Here is a 15,675-nt window from a genome sequence, read left to right as displayed (position 1 = left end):
CCCCCCGCCGCCCCGGCACCACCCGACGCCCCCGACGCCCTGGCCGCCGCCGCGCTGGGGGCCGCGCTGGGCTCGTCGCTGATCGACCTCGGCGACGGCGTCGTACGGATGCTGCTGCCCGAGGACGCCACGATCGCCCCGCTTCCCGGCTGGACCCTCGGGGTCAGCGCGCCCGCCGCTCCCGACGCCCTGCCCGCCGCCGACACGCAGGCCGCCCGCGCGCTGGCCCGAGCCCGCGCCAGGCGCGTACCGCTGGTGCGGCACGGGGCGCGACCCGGCCTCGCCGACCTGGTGCCGCCCGGCGAGGCGGAGGCGCACGCCCGCGCCCTGCTGGCCCCGCTGCCGGACACGCTCACGGAGACGCTGCGGGCGTGGCTGTCCCTGCACGGCAGCTGGGACCGCACGGCGGTCGCGCTGTCCGTGCACCGCAACACCGTGCGGCAGCGGATCGCGCGCTGCGCGGCCCTGCTCGACGCGGACCTGGACGATCCGGACGTCCGCATGGAGCTGTGGTTCGCGCTGCGCCACCGGTGACGCACGGTGCGTGATCCACGTCCCAGCGTGCGGGAGGGAGGGTGGCCGTGCGGGGCTCTGCCCCACAATGGTGACCATGCCGATACCCGGGACCCCCAGCCGCGCCGAGCTAGTCGACCACCTCGTCCGCACCCGCATCGCGGGCGATGTCGCCACGCCCCGCGAGAACAACCTGCTGCACTACCGCAAGCTGGCGAACGGCGACCGCCGCTACTGGTTCGGTCTGGAGCTGGGCGACCGCTGGTCCGACGAGCAGGACGTCCTCGCGGTCATGGCGGAGCGGGTCGGCGTCAACGACGACCCGGAGCACCGGCACGGGCAGGACACCATCGACCCCGAGCTGACGCTGTCCGCGCTGGAGCGGATGGCGGCGCGGCTGCGCAAGGCGGCCGACGGCCGGCAGCGGGTGCTGCTCGCCACGGGCCACCCGGGCGGTCTGCTCGACGTGCACCGGGCGACGGCGCAGGCGCTGCGCGCGGCCGGGTGCGAGATCGTCGTCATCCCGGACGGGCTGGTGACGGACGAGGGGTACGTGATGCAGTTCGCGGACGTGGCGGTGCTGGAGCACGGGGCCACGCTGTGGCACACGCACTCCGGTGAGCCGATGCGGGCGATCCTGACGGGCCTGGAGCGCGCGGGCCGCCCCCTGCCCGACCTGGTCGTCGCCGACCACGGCTGGGCGGGGTACGCGGCGCAGCACGGCGTGGACGCGGTCGGGTACGCCGACTGCAACGACCCGGCACTGTTCCTCGCGGAGTCCGAGGGCACCCTTCAGGTGGCGGTGCCGCTCGACGACCATGTGGCGAGCCCTCGCCACTACGACCCGATGACGGCGTATCTGCTGGCGGAGGCGGGGCTGGCCTGAGCCCCGGTCGGAGGAGGGCCGCGCGTCGGCCCTCGGCGCGCTGCCGGACGGTACGCGCCGCTGCGGTACGGCCGTTCAGTCGTCCGTACCGGGCTTCGTGCCCCACACGTACACCAGGTCGTCCACGTCCAGCAGGTCCCACAGGGCTCGCGCGTCCTTCAGGGTGAGGTTGACGCAGCCCGCCGAGCCGCCGCCGTCGTACAGGTCGCCCGCCCGCCCGTGCAGCGCCTGGCCGCCGTCGAAGAACTGGGCGTACGGCATGGGCACGTCGTACAGCGTGGAGACGTGGTCCTTGCTGCGCCAGTACACCCGGTGCAGGCCGGGCCGGGTCTCCTCGCTGTCCCGCCCGGTACGGACGGGCACCGGCCCGAAGTCGACCCGGCGCCCGGTCTGCACCCACAGCAGCTGCCGGTCCATGTCGACGCACGTCACTCGGGTGTCGAGGTCGGGGCAGCGGCCCTGCGCGTTGGGGTCGGGCCGGGCGAGGACGACGACCGCCGCCCGGTAGGTGGCGAGGTCGGCGTAGCCGTCGGTGCGCGGCAGGCCCTCGCGCTGCTGGAAGGCCTGTACGGCGGCGCAGTCCTCGGGGGACTGGACACCGTCGACGGGCCGGCCGAGGAACTCCTCCAGCGGGCGCTGGTAGGGGCCCGTCGGCGCGTCGCACATGACGGCGGCTGCGGGGCCGGTCGCGGCGGCGGCCGGCGCGGTGGTGGACAGCAGCGCGGCGGTCACGATGACGGCGGCGACCAGGGTTCGCACAGTCGGCACGGGTTCTCCTCCCGGTACGTCCTCGTTCCAGGCAACCAGTCCGGTCCTGCGGGGGCCAGGCGGGAGGCGGCCGAACCGGTGAACGCACCGGCCCGGCCGCCGCGGGACGCGAGAAGCCGTCCCGTGCCGCGGCTCAGTGCTTGCAGCCCTTGCCGTAGCCGTCCTTGCACGGTTCACCGCGCTGGTTGGTGAGCGTCACCCGGACGGGGTCGGCCGCTGTCCCCTCGGTGACGGTGTACGGGCCGAAGACGTTGCGCGCGGGCAGGACGTACCCCTCGGGAACGGCCGTCTCGCGCAGGTAGTACTGCCCGGGCGGCAGATCGCCGTAGGCGCAGACGCCCCGGTCGTCGGTGGCGCAGCCGGCTCCGGTCCGGGTGTCGGGGTCGGTGCCGCCGGTCTGCAACCCCTCGACGCCGTTGGTCTCGCGCCACAGCTCGAACACCGCGCCGGCGAGCGGGCGTCCGGTCTTGGCATCGGTCTTCACCAGCTCCAGCGCGCCCTTCGGCTCGGGGACCGGCGTCCGGGAGTTCACGGCGTCGACGGTGACGCCGGCGGCGGCGTTGTCGGCGGTGAGGACCAGGGGCCGGCTGACGGCGGGGTCGGGCAGCTCGTAGCCGGGAGGCGCCGCGGTCTCCTGCCAGTAGTACGTACCCGTCTCGACCGTGCGCGCGCAGGTCCCGTCGGCGCCCGTCGTACAGGCGTCACCGACCTGCGTGTCCGGATTCGTGCCGGTGGTCTGCAGACCGTCACTGCCGTTGCTCTCCCGCCACAATCGGAAGACGGCACCCGGCAACAGGTCACCCGTGGCGGCGTCACGCTTCACCACCTGCACGGCGCCGGTGACGGGTGTGGTGCCGGAGCAGTCCGGGAGGTCGCCCGTGAACGGGTAGGCGTGGAACTCCTGGCCCCCGCCGCCCGCGCTGGTGTGGGTGAGCGAACCCGTCGTGAAGAAGCGGCCGTTGATGCCGGGCAGCGTCACCGTCGTCATCGAGCTCTGCTCGCCGACGAGGACGCTCCCCTGGAACTGCCCGGTGCCGGTGAGGCCGAGGCTCGTGGCGTCGGGGAAGTTCCACAGCAGCCGTTCGCGGTAGGCGTTCAGCGGGTCCGTGGCGTCGTCGATGCCTCCGCTGTAGGTGTTGACGGTCCGGTCGGTGCCCAGGACGTTGACGAGGACGGTGGCGTTCGCGGGGATGTTCCGGAACACGATGCCCTGCTGCCGGCCGCCGGGGCCCGCGAGGTCGAAGTCCACGTTGAACACCTGGAGCGTCGAGCTTCCGTCACCGGTGAACACGGTCTGGCCGCCCTCGTTCACGGCCGTGCCGGTCGGCGTCCGCGGCTGCCCGTCCACGCGCGCGTAGCAGCGGCTGGCCGCGGTGAGCCGGTCGCGCAGCCCCGCGTAGGGGGCGACCGCGTCCGGGTCCTGCCGCAGCGTCGCCATCACCGTGCCGGTGACCGACCCCGCGTGCCGTACGACGCCGGCCTCGGCCAGCACGCGCTGGCCGGCGGCCACGGTGATGTCGCCGCCCGTCGTCAGCCAGTCCGCGCCGACGGGCGGCGGGACGCGGGAGCCGACGCCCACCTCGCCGATGTTGTAGGTCTGGCCCGCGGTCCGGTCCTTGGCCATGTCGAAGTCGTCGAGGACGACGACACGGCCCTCCGCCTCGGCCGCGCGGCCCCGGACGAGGAAGTCGTCCCCGACAAAGATGTTGATCGCGTTGTCCCGGCCCGCGATGGTCCCGTTGTTGATGCCGGGGAACGGCGAGGGGCATCTGCCGGGCACACACGGCCCGAGGCCGCCCGGAAGGGGAGCCGCGGCGGCGGGTGCCGCGGAGGTGCCCAGCAGTACGGGAACGGTCGCGGCCGTGAGCACGGCGGCGAGTACGGCGGACCGGGCGCGTCGCACCCTGCCGATCGGGCGATCTGTCGTGCTTTGACTCATTCTTCGGAGTCTCGTGGCCGGTTCGGCGTGCGGCGCGCACCGACCCGCGCGACGCGCCACGGGCGGGCGGCACGCTCACCCGCGCGCGCCAACTCCGTCGGCCGGGCGGAGCACAGCGCCCGCGCCGGTGAGCTGCCCGGTGGCGTGGGGTTCCCGCCGCGCGGGGTTACGGCGGCCCCGGCTCAGGCCGGCCGCGCCCGCATCGGCGGGCGGGTCGTCACCGGGGGCCGCGCGGGACGCGGACCACGCCCTCCTGGATGACCGACACGGCGAGCCGGCCGTCCTGGGTGTAGATGCGGGCCTGGCCCAGGCCCCGGCCGCCGTACGCGGACGGCGACTCCTGGTCGTACAGGAGCCATTCGTCGGCGCGGAACGGGCGGTGGAACCACATGGCGTGGTCCAGGGAGGCCCCGACGACGTCGCCGACGGCCCAGCCGCCGCGGCCGTGCGCGAGCAGCACGGAGTCGAGCAGCGTCATGTCGGAGACGTAGGTGGCGAGGACGACGTGCAGCAGCGGGTCGTCCTCGGCGAGCTTGCCGGCGGTGCGGAACCACACCTGGGAGTGGGGTTCGCGGGGCTCGCCGTAGCGGCCGTACGGCGGCTCGTCGACGTAGCGCAGGTCGATCGCCTCGCGGGCCTCGAGGAAGCGGGCGACGACCTCGGGGTCGAGGTGGTCGTAGCCGCGGAACCGCTCGGCCGAGGTGGGCAGGGTGACCGGGTCGGGCGCGGGCGGCATCGGCGCCTGGTGGTCGAGGCCTGCCTCGTGCTCCTGGAAGGACGCCGACAGCGAGAAGATCGGCCGGCCGTGCTGGACGGCGACGACACGGCGGGTGGTGAAGGAGCGGCCGTCGCGGATGCGTTCGACGGTGTAGACGATGGGCGCGCCCGGGTCGCCCATGCGCAGGAAGTACGCGTGGAGCGAGTGCGGGGGCCGGTCCGCGGGGACCGTGCGGCCGGCGGCGACGAGCGCCTGGGCCGCGACCTGCCCGCCGAAGACCCGGGGGACGACGGCGGAGCGGGAGCGACCGCGGAAGATGTTCTCCTCGATCTGCTCCAGGTCGAGCAGATCGAGGAGATCCTTCAGTGCCTGGTTCATGGGTGACGGGTCTACCGGACGGCGGTGACCGTCGTGCTACAGACCCATGTCCTTGGCGATGATCGTCTTCATGATCTCGCTGGTGCCGCCGTAGATGCGGTTGACGCGGTTGTCCGCGTACAGGCGGGCGATCGGGTACTCGTTCATGTAGCCGTAGCCGCCGTGCAGCTGGAGGCAGCGGTCGATGACGCGGTGGGCGACCTCGGTGCAGAACAGCTTGGCGGAGGCGGCCTCGGCGGCGGTCAGCTCACCGGCGTCCAGGGCCTCCAGGGCGCGGTCGGCGACGGCCTCGGCGGCGTCGACCTCGGCCTGGCAGGCGGCCAGTTCGAACTTGGTGTTCTGGAAGTGTGCGACGGGCTTGCCGAAGACGGTGCGCTCCTGCACGTACTGCTTGGCGAACCGGACGGCCGCCTTGGCCTGGGCGTAGGCACCGAAGGCGATGCCCCAGCGCTCGGAGGCCAGGTTGTGGCCGAGGTAGTAGAAGCCCTTGTTCTCCTCGCCGAGCAGGTCCTCGACGGGCACCTTGACGTCGACGAACGCCAGCTCGGCGGTGTCGGAGGTGCGCAGGCCCAGCTTGTCGAGCTTGCGGCCGACGGAGTAGCCCTCGGACTTGGTGTCCACGGCGAACAGGGAGATGCCGTGGCGGCGGTCCTCGGCGGTGGGCGCGGCGGTGCGGGCGCAGACGATGACGCGGTCGGCGTGGACGCCGCCGGTGATGAAGGTCTTGGCGCCGTTGAGGACGTAGTGCGTGCCGTCCTCGGAGAGCTTGGCGGTGGTCTTCATGCCGGCCAGGTCCGAACCGGTGCCCGGCTCGGTCATGGCGATGGCCCACATCTCCTCGCCGGTGACGAACTTCGGCAGGTACCGCTTCTTCTGCTCGTCCGTGGCCAGCATCTTGATGTACGGCAGGGCGAGCAGCACGTGCACGCCGGAGCCGCCGAACTGGACGCCCGCGCGGGCGGTCTCCTCGTAGAGGACGGCCTCGAACTTGTGGGTGTCCAGGCCCGCGCCGCCGAACTCCTCCGGCACGCTGATGCCGAAGATGCCCAGCTCGCCGAGCTTGTAGTAGAAGTCGCGCGGCGCCTGCCCGGCCGCGAACCACTCGTCGTAGACGGGGACGACCTCGGCCTCGATGAAGGCGCGAAGGGTCTCCCGGAACGCCTCATGATCCTCGTTGAACACCGTACGGCGCACGGCGCCACCTCCAGGGTACGCATGTCTAAGCGCTTGCTCAGACAACCGTACCGGCGGGTAGGGTGCGCGTCCAGAGGGAACCGTCCGTAACGCTCGTCACGCGGCCCGGCGCGGGACCGGCGGCGTGTACGGCTCGGACGGCTCGTCGACGTTGTTCGGTTGTGGCGGTACGGCGACCCTGTGCGACTCGGCCGGTACGGCGACACTGTGCGACTCGGCCGGCACGGCGACGCCGTGCGGCCCTGCGGTCACCGCGACGCCGTGCGGTTCAGGCCGTACGGCGCCCCCGGGCACGGTCGGCGGCGAGCAGCCACAGCCAGCGGCGGCGCTCGGTGAAGAGGCAGACGACGGCGAGCCCCGTCACCACGACGGCCGCCCACGCCGGCCAGGCCGCCCAGGACGACACCACGGCGGCGACGAGCTGGAGCAGCACCAGCGCGATGGTGACCCACCCCGGCACGGGGATCATCACCTGCGGCTTGTCGCCCGGTGTCGCGAAGAGGGTGGGCAGGCCGATCAGCACCACCACGGACAGCACGGCGAGCACCCAGGAGTACGAGGCCAGGGCCCAGGGCGTGGCGACCCAGGCGATGATCTCGGTGAGGAAGCGCAGGGCCGACGCGGCACGGTCGTCCGGGCGTGGTTGCATGGGTCTCCCCCGATCAGCGAGTCGGTCACCGCCGATCGATGCTACGCCGCCGGTCGCCTCTCAACAGGGCTGATGGGCGGCGGCTTCAGGGTCGCTCCAGCCGTTCTTCAGCGGTTCTTCAGCGCCGCGCAACGCCCCGCGCCGGACGGGCCCGGCGACGGCTCACCCCTCGGCCTCCGCCGCCGCGAACGCCCCCCGGGCCATGCGGTGCAGCAGCTCGGCGGTGGCGGCGCGCCCCGGGAGGGTGCCGGCGCGGCCGAGGTGCGGGGTGGAGTTGAGCAGGCCGAACACGGAGTGCACCGCCGAGCGGGCGGTGGGCTCGGCGAGACCGGGGTAGACCTCGCGGACCACCTGCACCCACAGCTCGACGTACTGCCGCTGGAGCTGGCGGACCAGCTTGCGGTCGCTGTCCCGGAGGCGGTCCAGCTCACGGTCGTGCAGGGTGATGAGGGGCCGGTCGTCCAGGGCGAAGTCGATGTGGCCCTCGATGAGCGAGTCCAGGATCTGCGAGGAGGTCACCCCGTCGGCCTCGGCCAGCCGGCGCTTCGCCCCCGTCAGCAGCCGCCCGCTGATCCCCACGAGCAGCTCGGCGAGCATCGCGTCCTTGCCCGGGAAGTGCCGGTAGAGCCCGGGGCCGCTGATGCCGACGGCGGCGCCTATCTCGTCCACGCCGACGCCGTGGAAGCCGCGGTCGGCGAAGAGCCGTGCGGCTTCCTTGAGGATCTGCTCGCGGCGGGTCGGGGCGTCGGTTCTGGTGGCCATGGAGGCAATTCTAGACAGCGGAGTTAGCGGTCGTTAACCTGATGGAAATGGTTAACGCTCATTAACAGTCACGATCACGGATCGGCCATCGACACGATCGCTGGGTGAGGGGACCGCAAGGATGCACGAGGCACCGGAGCTGACGAGCGCGGCGGATCCCGCGTCGGCGGCCTGGCAGGCCAACGAGCGGGCGCACCGCGCGCTCGTCGAGGAGCTGCGCGCCAAGCTGGCGCGGGCGCGGCTCGGCGGGGGCGAGAAGGCCAGGGCGCGGCACACCGCGCGCGGCAAGCTGCTGCCCAGGGACCGGGTGGACACGCTGCTCGATCCCGGCTCGCCGTTCCTGGAGCTGGCGCCGCTGGCGGCGGACGGGATGTACGAGGACCAGGCCCCGGCCGCGGGGGTGATCGCCGGGATCGGCCGGGTCAGCGGGCGCGAGTGCGTGATCGTCGCCAATGACGCCACCGTCAAGGGCGGCACGTACTACCCGATGACGGTGAAGAAGCATCTGCGCGCCCAGGAGGTGGCGCTGGAGAACCGTCTTCCGTGTCTGTACCTGGTGGACTCGGGCGGCGCGTTCCTGCCGATGCAGGACGAGGTGTTCCCGGACCGGGAGCACTTCGGGCGGATCTTCTACAACCAGGCCCGTATGTCGGGCGCGGGCATCCCGCAGATCGCGGCGGTGCTCGGCTCGTGCACGGCGGGCGGCGCGTACGTCCCGGCGATGAGCGACGAGGCGGTCATCGTCCGGGGCCAGGGCACGATCTTCCTGGGCGGCCCGCCGCTGGTGAAGGCCGCGACCGGTGAGGTCGTCACCGCGGAGGAGCTGGGCGGCGGCGAGGTGCACTCCCGCGTCTCCGGTGTCACCGACCATCTCGCGGAGGACGACGCGCACGCGCTGCGGATCGTCCGCACGATCGTCTCCACGCTGCCCGCGCGCGGGGAGTTCCCCTGGAAGGTGGAGCCGGCGGCCGAGCCGAAGGTGGACCCGTACGGGCTGTACGGGGCGGTGCCGGTGGACTCCCGCACCCCCTACGACGTACGGGAGATCATCGCCCGGATCACCGACGGTTCCCGGTTCGCCGAGTTCAAGGCGGAGTTCGGGCAGACCCTGGTCACGGGCTTCGCCCGGATCATGGGGCACCCGGTGGGGATCGTCGCGAACAACGGCATCCTGTTCTCCGAGTCCGCGCAGAAGGGCGCCCACTTCATCGAGCTGTGCGACCAGCGCGGCATCCCGCTGGTGTTCCTGCAGAACATCTCCGGGTTCATGGTCGGCAAGGACTACGAGGCCGGCGGTATCGCCAAGCACGGCGCGAAGATGGTCACGGCGGTCGCGTGCACGCGCGTGCCGAAGCTGACGGTGGTGGTCGGCGGGTCGTACGGGGCGGGCAACTACTCGATGTGCGGCCGCGCCTATTCGCCCCGGTTCCTGTGGATGTGGCCGAACGCCAAGATCTCCGTGATGGGCGGTGAGCAGGCGGCGTCCGTGCTGGCCACCGTGAAGCGGGACCAGCTGGAGGCGCGCGGCGAGGAGTGGCCCGCGGAGGAAGAGGAGGCGTTCAAGGCCCCCATCCGCGCCCAGTACGAGCGCCAGGGCAACGCCTACTACGCCACGGCACGGCTGTGGGACGACGGGGTCATCGACCCGCTGGAGACCCGGCAGGTGCTGGGTCTCGCGCTGACGGCCTGCGGCAACGCGCCCCTGGGTGACCCCCAGTTCGGCGTCTTCCGGATGTGAGGAGGGGGACTTCGATGTTCGACACCGTACTCGTGGCCAACCGCGGCGAGATCGCGGTCCGGGTCATCCGTACGCTGCGGCGAATGGGCATCCGCTCGGTGGCCGTCTTCTCCGACGCCGACGCGGACGCCCGGCACGTCCGGGAGGCGGACTCGGCGGTGCGGATCGGGCCGCCGCCCGCCGCGGAGAGCTATCTGTCGGCCGAGCGGCTGCTCGAGGCCGCCGCCCGCACCGGCGCGCAGGCCGTCCACCCCGGTTACGGCTTCCTCGCGGAGAACGCCGACTTCGCTCGGGCCTGCGAGGAGGCCGGGCTGGTCTTCATCGGGCCGCCCGCCGAGGCGATCGCGCTGATGGGCGACAAGATCCGCGCCAAGGAGACCGTGAAGGCCGCGGGCGTGCCCGTGGTGCCCGGCGGTCGCGATCCCGAACTGGCGGAGGCGGCCCGTGAGCTGGGCGCGCCGGTGCTGCTGAAGCCCAGCGCGGGCGGCGGCGGCAAGGGCATGCGGCTGGTGCGGGACCTGTCCGTGCTGGACGAGGAGATCGCCGCCGCCCGGCGCGAGGCCCGCGCCTCCTTCGGTGACGACACGCTGCTGGTGGAGCGGTGGATCGACCGCCCCCGGCACATCGAGATCCAGGTGCTGGCCGACGGGCACGGCAATGTGGTGCATCTGGGCGAGCGCGAGTGCTCCCTTCAGCGCCGGCACCAGAAGATCGTCGAGGAGGCGCCGAGCGTCCTGCTGGACGAGGCGACGCGGGCGGCGATGGGTGAGGCGGCCGTGCAGGCGGCCCGCTCCTGCGGCTACCGCGGCGCGGGCACGGTGGAGTTCATCGTGCCGGGGGCCGACCCGTCGTCGTACTGCTTCATGGAGATGAACACCCGCCTCCAGGTGGAGCACCCGGTGACCGAGCTGATCACCGGCCTGGACCTGGTGGAGTGGCAGGTGCGGGTGGCCGCCGGGGAGCCGCTGGGCTTCCGGCAGGAGGACGTCGCCCTCACCGGGCACGCGGTCGAGGCGCGGATCTGCGCCGAGGACCCTTCCCGCGGCTTCCTGCCGTCCGGCGGCCGGGTGCTGCTGCTGCGCGAACCGCAGGGCGACGGCGTGCGCACCGACTCCGGGCTCACCGAGGGCACCGAGGTGGGCAGCCTGTACGACCCGATGCTGTCGAAGGTCGTCGCGTACGGCCCGGACCGGGCGACCGCGCTGCGCCGGCTGCGCGCGGCCCTCGCGGAGACGGTGACGCTGGGCGTGCAGACCAACGCGGGCTTCCTGCGCCGGCTGCTCGCCCACCCGGACGTGGTCTCCGGGGATCTGGACACGGGCCTGGTCGAGCGCGTGGCCGGCGACCTGGTCCCGGACGGGGTGCCGGAGGAGGTGTACGAGGCGGCGGCGGCCGTACGGCTGCACGCGCTGCGGCCCGACAGCGACGGCTGGACGGACCCGTTCGCGGTGCCGAGCGGCTGGCGGCTGGGCGGCGAGCCGAAGCCGGTCACCTTCCCGCTGAAGGTCACCGACCCCGTCGAGCACACCCCGCGCGGCACGCACACCGTCACCGCCGGCCGGGTCGAGGTCACCCTCGACGGCGTCCGGCACTCCTTCCACCGCGCCGGGGACTGGCTGGGCCGCGACGGCGACGCCTGGCAGGTGCGGGACCACGACCCGGTCGCGGCCTCCCTGACGGGCGCCGGGCACACGGGCGCGGACTCCCTGACCGCGCCCATGCCGGGCACGGTGACGGTGGTGAAGGTCGCCGTCGGCGACGAGGTGAGCGCCGGTCAGAGCCTGCTGGTGGTGGAGGCGATGAAGATGGAGCACGTCATCTCCGCCCCGCACGCCGGCACGGTCGCCGAACTGGACGTCACCCCGGGCAGCACGGTCGCCATGGACCAGGTGCTGGCCGTGATCGAGCCGCACGAGAAGGAGGCAGGATGACCGCCCCCGGACTGCCGATGACCGTGCCCGCCGAGGGCCTGCCCGCGCGGGTGCGCATCCACGAGGTCGGCGCCCGCGACGGCCTGCAGAACGAGAAGACCGCGGTGCCGACCGAGGTGAAGGCGGAGTTCGTGCGCCGCCTCGCCGACGCCGGACTGACCACGATCGAGGCGACGAGCTTCGTCCACCCCAAGTGGGTGCCGCAGCTCGCCGACGCCGAGCAGCTGTTCCCGCGGATCGCGGATCTGCCGGTGGACCTGCCGGTGCTGGTGCCGAACGAGCGCGGCCTGGACCGGGCGCTCGCCCTCGGCGCCCGCCGCGTCGCCGTGTTCGCCAGCGCCACGGAGTCCTTCGCCAAGGCCAACCTCAACCGCACGGTCGACGAGGCACTCGCCATGTTCGAGCCGGTGGTGTCCCGGGCGAAGGCGGAGGGCGTGCATGTGCGCGGCTATCTGTCGATGTGCTTCGGCGACCCGTGGGAGGGCCCGGTCCCGGTGCCGCAGGTGGTGCGCGTCTGCCGGGCCCTTGTGGACATGGGCTGCGACGAGCTGAGCCTCGGCGACACCATCGGCGTGGCCACGCCGGGCCATGTCACCGCGCTGCTGACCGCGCTGAACGCGGCGGACGTGCCGACGCCCGCGCTCGGCGTGCACTTCCACGACACGTACGGCCAGGCCCTCGCCAACACCCTGGCCGCGCTGCGGCACGGCGTCACCACCGTCGACGCCTCCGCGGGCGGCCTGGGCGGCTGCCCGTACGCCAAGTCCGCCACCGGCAATCTCGCCACCGAAGACCTCGTGTGGATGCTGCGGGGCCTCGGCATCGACACCGGGGTCGATCTCGGCCGTCTCGTCGCCACAAGCGTGTGGATGGCCGACCGACTGGGCCGACCCAGCCCCTCCCGCACCGTACGAGCCCTCTCCCACCAGGAGCAGTGAGACAGATGGACTACCGACTCTCCCCCGAGCTGGAGGAACTCCGCCGCACGGTCGAGGAGTTCGCGCACGACGTGGTGGCGCCGAAGATCGGCGACTTCTACGAGCGGCACGAGTTCCCGTACGAGATCGTGCGCGAGATGGGCCGTATGGGCCTGTTCGGGCTGCCGTTCCCGGAGGAGTACGGCGGCATGGGCGGCGACTATCTCGCCCTGGGCGTGGCGCTGGAGGAGCTGGCCCGCGTGGACTCGTCCGTGGCGATCACGCTGGAGGCGGGGGTGTCGCTGGGCGCGATGCCGATCCATCTGTTCGGCACGGAGGAGCAGAAGCGGGAGTGGCTGCCGCGGCTGTGCCGGGGCGAGATCCTCGGCGCGTTCGGTCTGACGGAGCCGGACGGCGGCAGCGACGCGGGCGCCACCCGCACCACGGCCCGCCTCGACGCGGAGACGAACGAATGGGTGATCAACGGCACGAAGTGCTTCATCACCAACTCGGGCACCGACATCACGGGCCTGGTCACGGTCACCGCGGTCACGGGACGCAAGCCGGACGGCCGACCGCGGATCTCGGCGATCATCGTGCCGTCGGGCACGCCCGGCTTCACCGTGGCGGCGCCGTACTCGAAGGTGGGCTGGAACGCCTCCGACACGCGTGAGCTGTCCTTCCAGGACGTGCGGGTGCCGGCGGCGAACCTGCTGGGCGAGGAGGGCCGCGGCTACGCCCAGTTCCTGCGGATCCTCGACGAGGGCCGGATCGCGATCGCCGCGCTGGCGACGGGCCTCGCGCAGGGTTGTGTGGACGAGTCGGTGAAGTACGCGAAGGAGCGCCACGCCTTCGGGCGGCCGATCGGCGCGAACCAGGCCATCCAGTTCAAGATCGCCGACATGGAGATGAAGGCGCACACGGCCCGGCTGGCGTGGCGTCACGCCGCCGCCCGGCTGGTGGCGGGCGAGCCGTTCAAGAAGGAGGCGGCGGTGGCGAAGCTGCACTCGTCCACGGTCGCCGTGGACAACGCCCGGGACGCCACGCAGATCCACGGCGGGTACGGCTTCATGAACGAGTATCCGGTGGCCCGTATGTGGCGGGACTCGAAGATCCTGGAGATCGGCGAGGGCACCAGCGAGGTCCAGCGGATGCTCATTGCCCGCGAGTTGGGCCTGGTGGGCTGAGGGGCGGCGCACGGAGTCCCATGGGGTGAGACCTGGGGGCGCCCTCTGGACAAGCGCTGAGGTTAGGCTAACCTACCTTCGAACTTGTCCGGCGGGCGCCTCGCCCCGTTCGAAAGCAGTCACACCCATGTCCAACGCCAGCGCCTCCCACCTCACCCGCCGCGGCATCCTGGCCGCCGGCGGCGCACTCGGCCTCGGGGCCGTGCTCGCAGCCTGCGGGGACGACGACGCGAAAGACGGGGGCTCCGCCGGCAAGAACACCGCCGCCGCCAAGTCCGGCCCCTGGACCTTCAAGGACGACCGCGGCCGGACGGCCAAGGCCGACACGGTGCCCTCGCACATCGTCGCCTTCATCGGCGTGGCCGCCGCGCTGCACGACTACGGCGTCGAGGTGAAGGGCGTCTTCGGCCCGACCACCACCAAGGACGGCAAGCCCGACGTCCAGGCCGGCGACCTCGACGTCACCAAGGTGACCAACCTCGGCAACGAGTGGGGCCAGTTCAACATCGAGAAGTACGCCTCCCTCGCCCCGGACGCGCTCATCTCCACGATGTTCGACGACACCGGCACGCTCTGGTACGTGCCCGAGGAGTCCAAGAGCAAGATCGAGGCGGTCGGCGCCCCCAGCGTCGGCATCTCCGTCTACGACCGGCAGCTGGACAAGCCGCTGGAGCGCATGGTCGAACTGGCCAGGTCGCTCGGCGGGGACGTCACCTCCGAGAAGTTCAAGGCCGCCAAGAAGCGTTTCGAGGACGCCGCCGCCCGGCTGCGCGCCGCCGCGAAGGCCAAGCCCGACATCAAGGTGATGGCCGGCTCCGCCAGCCAGGACCTGTTCTACGTCTCCGGCACCAACCTCTCCATCGACCTGGAGTACTTCAAGGCGCTCGGCGTGAACTTCGTCGAGCCGCCGGAGTCCGCGAAGAAGGAGGGCGGCGGCTGGTACGAGTCGCTGAGCTGGGAGAACGTCGACAAGTACCCGGCCGACCTGATCATCATGGACAACCGTACGCAGGCCATCCAGCCCGCCGACATCACCGAGGGCACCTGGAAGAAGCTCCCCGCGGTCAAGGCCGGCCAGGTCATCGCCCGCAACCCCGAGCCGATCCTCTCCTACGACAAGTGCGCGCCACTGCTCGAGGACCTCGCCGAGGCCCTAGAGAAGGCCAAGAAGGTCAGCTGACCCCCGTCCCTTCCTGAAACCTCAGGAGCACGCACATGACGACGGCCGTAGCCGCCCCGTTCCGTTTCTTCTCCCTCCAGGTCGTACGGACGAGGCGGCTCGGCCCGTCTCTCGTCCGGGTCACCTTCGCCGGCCCCGATCTCGCCTTCTTCGACTCCGACGGGCGTGACCAGAGCCTGTCGCTGTTCCTGCCGCACCCCGGCCAGAGCGAGCCGGTCGTACCCGTCGAGCTGGGCGACGGCTGGTGGCAGGCCTGGCGTGAACTCCCCGACGACGTACGGGCCGTGATGCGCTCGTACACGCTGCGCGCGCTGCGCCGCGACCCCGACGAGATCGACATCGATTTCGTCCTGCACGGTGTGGAACCCGGCGCCGCCGTGCCCGCCGGGCCCGCCTCCCGCTGGGCGTCCCGTGCCGCCGCCGGTGACCGGGTACTGCTGCTCGGCCCGGCCGTCGCCGACAATCGCGCGATCCGCTTCCGCCCGCCCGAGGACACCGACCTAGTGGTGATCTGGGGCGACGCGACCGCACTGCCCGCCGCCTCCGCGATCCTTGAGTCCCTGCCCGCCGGTCTGCCGGCCCGGGTGTGGCTGGAGGTGCCCGGCGCGGGCGACATCCAGGACCTGAGAACGGCGGCCGACGCCGAGATCACCTGGCTGGTCCGGGACGGCCGGCACGACGGCGCCGAGGTCTCCCCCATGGCCCTCGACGCCCTGCGCGCAGCCGGACTGCCGCCCGCCGCGCGGCCGTACGCGTGGATCGCGGGCGAGTCGTCCTGCGTGAAGGCGCTGCGCCGGCATCTGGTCGGCGAGCGCGGCTTCGACCGACGCCGGGTCACCTTCGTCGGCTACTGGCGCCAGGGCCTGACGGAGGAACAGCTGCGCGTCGCGGAGTGACCCTCCCCTCCCCCGCACC

General features: G+C 72.6%; 15 protein-coding genes. 8 read left to right on the top strand and 7 right to left on the bottom strand.

The genetic code is table 11. The features are described 5' to 3' along the window. Positions 1–534, top strand: a 534-nt coding sequence (locus MTQ10_RS17850) for a helix-turn-helix domain-containing protein (RefSeq protein WP_247469245.1), incomplete at its 5' end; no start/stop codon positions are given. Positions 535–610: 76 nt separating this feature from the next. Beyond that, positions 611–1,399 (top strand): phosphatase, encoded by a 789-nt coding sequence (locus MTQ10_RS17845; protein WP_247469243.1) that lies wholly within the window; start codon positions 611–613, stop codon positions 1,397–1,399. A 75-nt stretch (positions 1,400–1,474) separates the two neighbouring features. Here the strand turns inward: MTQ10_RS17845 and MTQ10_RS17840 are convergent, their stop codons facing one another. The 7 genes from MTQ10_RS17840 to MTQ10_RS17810 all read right to left on the bottom strand — a co-directional run bounded on the left by MTQ10_RS17840 (position 1,475) and on the right by MTQ10_RS17810 (position 7,807). Beyond that, the gene (locus MTQ10_RS17840) at positions 1,475–2,167 is read right to left on the bottom strand and encodes a L,D-transpeptidase family protein (protein WP_247469241.1); all 693 of its coding nucleotides are present in this window, start codon (positions 2,165–2,167) and stop codon (positions 1,475–1,477) included. A 133-nt stretch (positions 2,168–2,300) separates the two neighbouring features. Continuing rightward, positions 2,301–4,070: a choice-of-anchor A family protein gene (locus MTQ10_RS17835; RefSeq protein WP_247469239.1), complete on the bottom strand. Its 1,770-nt coding sequence runs from the start codon at positions 4,068–4,070 to the stop codon at positions 2,301–2,303. Positions 4,071–4,323: 253 nt separating this feature from the next. Beyond that, positions 4,324–5,202 carry an acyl-CoA thioesterase gene (locus MTQ10_RS17830; RefSeq protein ID WP_247469237.1) on the bottom strand — a complete coding sequence of 293 codons (879 nt, stop codon included), beginning with the start codon at positions 5,200–5,202 and terminating at the stop codon, positions 4,324–4,326. Positions 5,203–5,238: 36 nt separating this feature from the next. Further along, entirely contained in the window at positions 5,239–6,396 is a 1,158-nt protein-coding gene (locus tag MTQ10_RS17825) for an acyl-CoA dehydrogenase family protein (RefSeq protein ID WP_247469235.1), read from the bottom strand. A gap of 96 nt (positions 6,397–6,492) precedes the next feature. Then, entirely contained in the window at positions 6,493–6,648 is a 156-nt protein-coding gene (locus tag MTQ10_RS17820) for a hypothetical protein (RefSeq protein ID WP_247469233.1), read from the bottom strand. 16 nt (positions 6,649–6,664) lie between these two features. Next, a complete protein-coding gene (locus MTQ10_RS17815; RefSeq protein WP_247469231.1) occupies positions 6,665–7,045 on the bottom strand; it encodes a hypothetical protein in 381 nt (126 codons plus the stop codon). A gap of 162 nt (positions 7,046–7,207) precedes the next feature. Further along, on the bottom strand, positions 7,208–7,807 hold the full coding sequence (locus MTQ10_RS17810; protein WP_247469229.1) for an SACE_7040 family transcriptional regulator: 600 nt from the start codon (positions 7,805–7,807) through the stop codon (positions 7,208–7,210). Positions 7,808–7,928: 121 nt separating this feature from the next. On the opposite strand from MTQ10_RS17810, the gene MTQ10_RS17805 reads away from it, so the two are divergent. The 6 genes from MTQ10_RS17805 (at position 7,929) to MTQ10_RS17780 (ending at position 15,656) form a co-directional block, all read left to right on the top strand. Then, positions 7,929–9,545: a carboxyl transferase domain-containing protein gene (locus tag MTQ10_RS17805; protein ID WP_247469228.1), complete on the top strand. Its 1,617-nt coding sequence runs from the start codon at positions 7,929–7,931 to the stop codon at positions 9,543–9,545. A gap of 14 nt (positions 9,546–9,559) precedes the next feature. Further along, entirely contained in the window at positions 9,560–11,476 is a 1,917-nt protein-coding gene (locus MTQ10_RS17800; protein ID WP_247469226.1) for an ATP-binding protein, read from the top strand. Beyond that, the gene (locus MTQ10_RS17795; protein WP_247469224.1) at positions 11,473–12,414 is read left to right on the top strand and encodes a hydroxymethylglutaryl-CoA lyase; all 942 of its coding nucleotides are present in this window, start codon (positions 11,473–11,475) and stop codon (positions 12,412–12,414) included. Before MTQ10_RS17800 ends, MTQ10_RS17795 begins: the two co-directional genes overlap by 4 nt. Positions 12,415–12,419: 5 nt before the next feature. Further along, positions 12,420–13,580, top strand: a complete 1,161-nt coding sequence (locus MTQ10_RS17790; RefSeq protein ID WP_247469223.1) for an acyl-CoA dehydrogenase family protein — start codon at positions 12,420–12,422, stop codon at positions 13,578–13,580. Between the two features lie 127 nt (positions 13,581–13,707). Continuing rightward, positions 13,708–14,760, top strand: coding sequence for an ABC transporter substrate-binding protein (locus MTQ10_RS17785; protein ID WP_247469221.1), 1,053 nt, complete (start codon positions 13,708–13,710; stop codon positions 14,758–14,760). Positions 14,761–14,795: 35 nt separating this feature from the next. Beyond that, positions 14,796–15,656, top strand: a complete 861-nt coding sequence (locus MTQ10_RS17780; RefSeq protein WP_247469219.1) for a siderophore-interacting protein — start codon at positions 14,796–14,798, stop codon at positions 15,654–15,656. Positions 15,657–15,675 lie beyond the last annotated feature (19 nt).

This window comes from Streptomyces sp. XM83C, from assembly GCF_023072675.1.
GTDB classification, from domain to species: Bacteria; Actinomycetota; Actinomycetes; order Streptomycetales; family Streptomycetaceae; genus Streptomyces; species Streptomyces thermocoprophilus.
This window is presented reverse-complemented; position numbering and strand designations above follow the sequence as displayed.

Excerpts from the sequence above, each read along its gene's own strand:
- MTQ10_RS17845 (WP_247469243.1), top strand. The coding sequence starts at position 611 with ATGCCGATACCCGGGACCCCCAGCCGCGCCGAGCTAGTCGACCACCTC.
- MTQ10_RS17830 (WP_247469237.1), bottom strand. The coding sequence starts at position 5,202 with ATGAACCAGGCACTGAAGGATCTCCTCGATCTGCTCGACCTGGAGCAG.
- MTQ10_RS17815 (WP_247469231.1), bottom strand. The coding sequence starts at position 7,045 with ATGCAACCACGCCCGGACGACCGTGCCGCGTCGGCCCTGCGCTTCCTC.
- MTQ10_RS17810 (WP_247469229.1), bottom strand. The coding sequence starts at position 7,807 with ATGGCCACCAGAACCGACGCCCCGACCCGCCGCGAGCAGATCCTCAAG.
- MTQ10_RS17805 (WP_247469228.1), top strand. The coding sequence starts at position 7,929 with ATGCACGAGGCACCGGAGCTGACGAGCGCGGCGGATCCCGCGTCGGCG.
- MTQ10_RS17800 (WP_247469226.1), top strand. The coding sequence starts at position 9,560 with ATGTTCGACACCGTACTCGTGGCCAACCGCGGCGAGATCGCGGTCCGG.
- MTQ10_RS17795 (WP_247469224.1), top strand. The coding sequence starts at position 11,473 with ATGACCGCCCCCGGACTGCCGATGACCGTGCCCGCCGAGGGCCTGCCC.
- MTQ10_RS17790 (WP_247469223.1), top strand. The coding sequence starts at position 12,420 with ATGGACTACCGACTCTCCCCCGAGCTGGAGGAACTCCGCCGCACGGTC.
- MTQ10_RS17785 (WP_247469221.1), top strand. The coding sequence starts at position 13,708 with ATGTCCAACGCCAGCGCCTCCCACCTCACCCGCCGCGGCATCCTGGCC.
- MTQ10_RS17780 (WP_247469219.1), top strand. The coding sequence starts at position 14,796 with ATGACGACGGCCGTAGCCGCCCCGTTCCGTTTCTTCTCCCTCCAGGTC.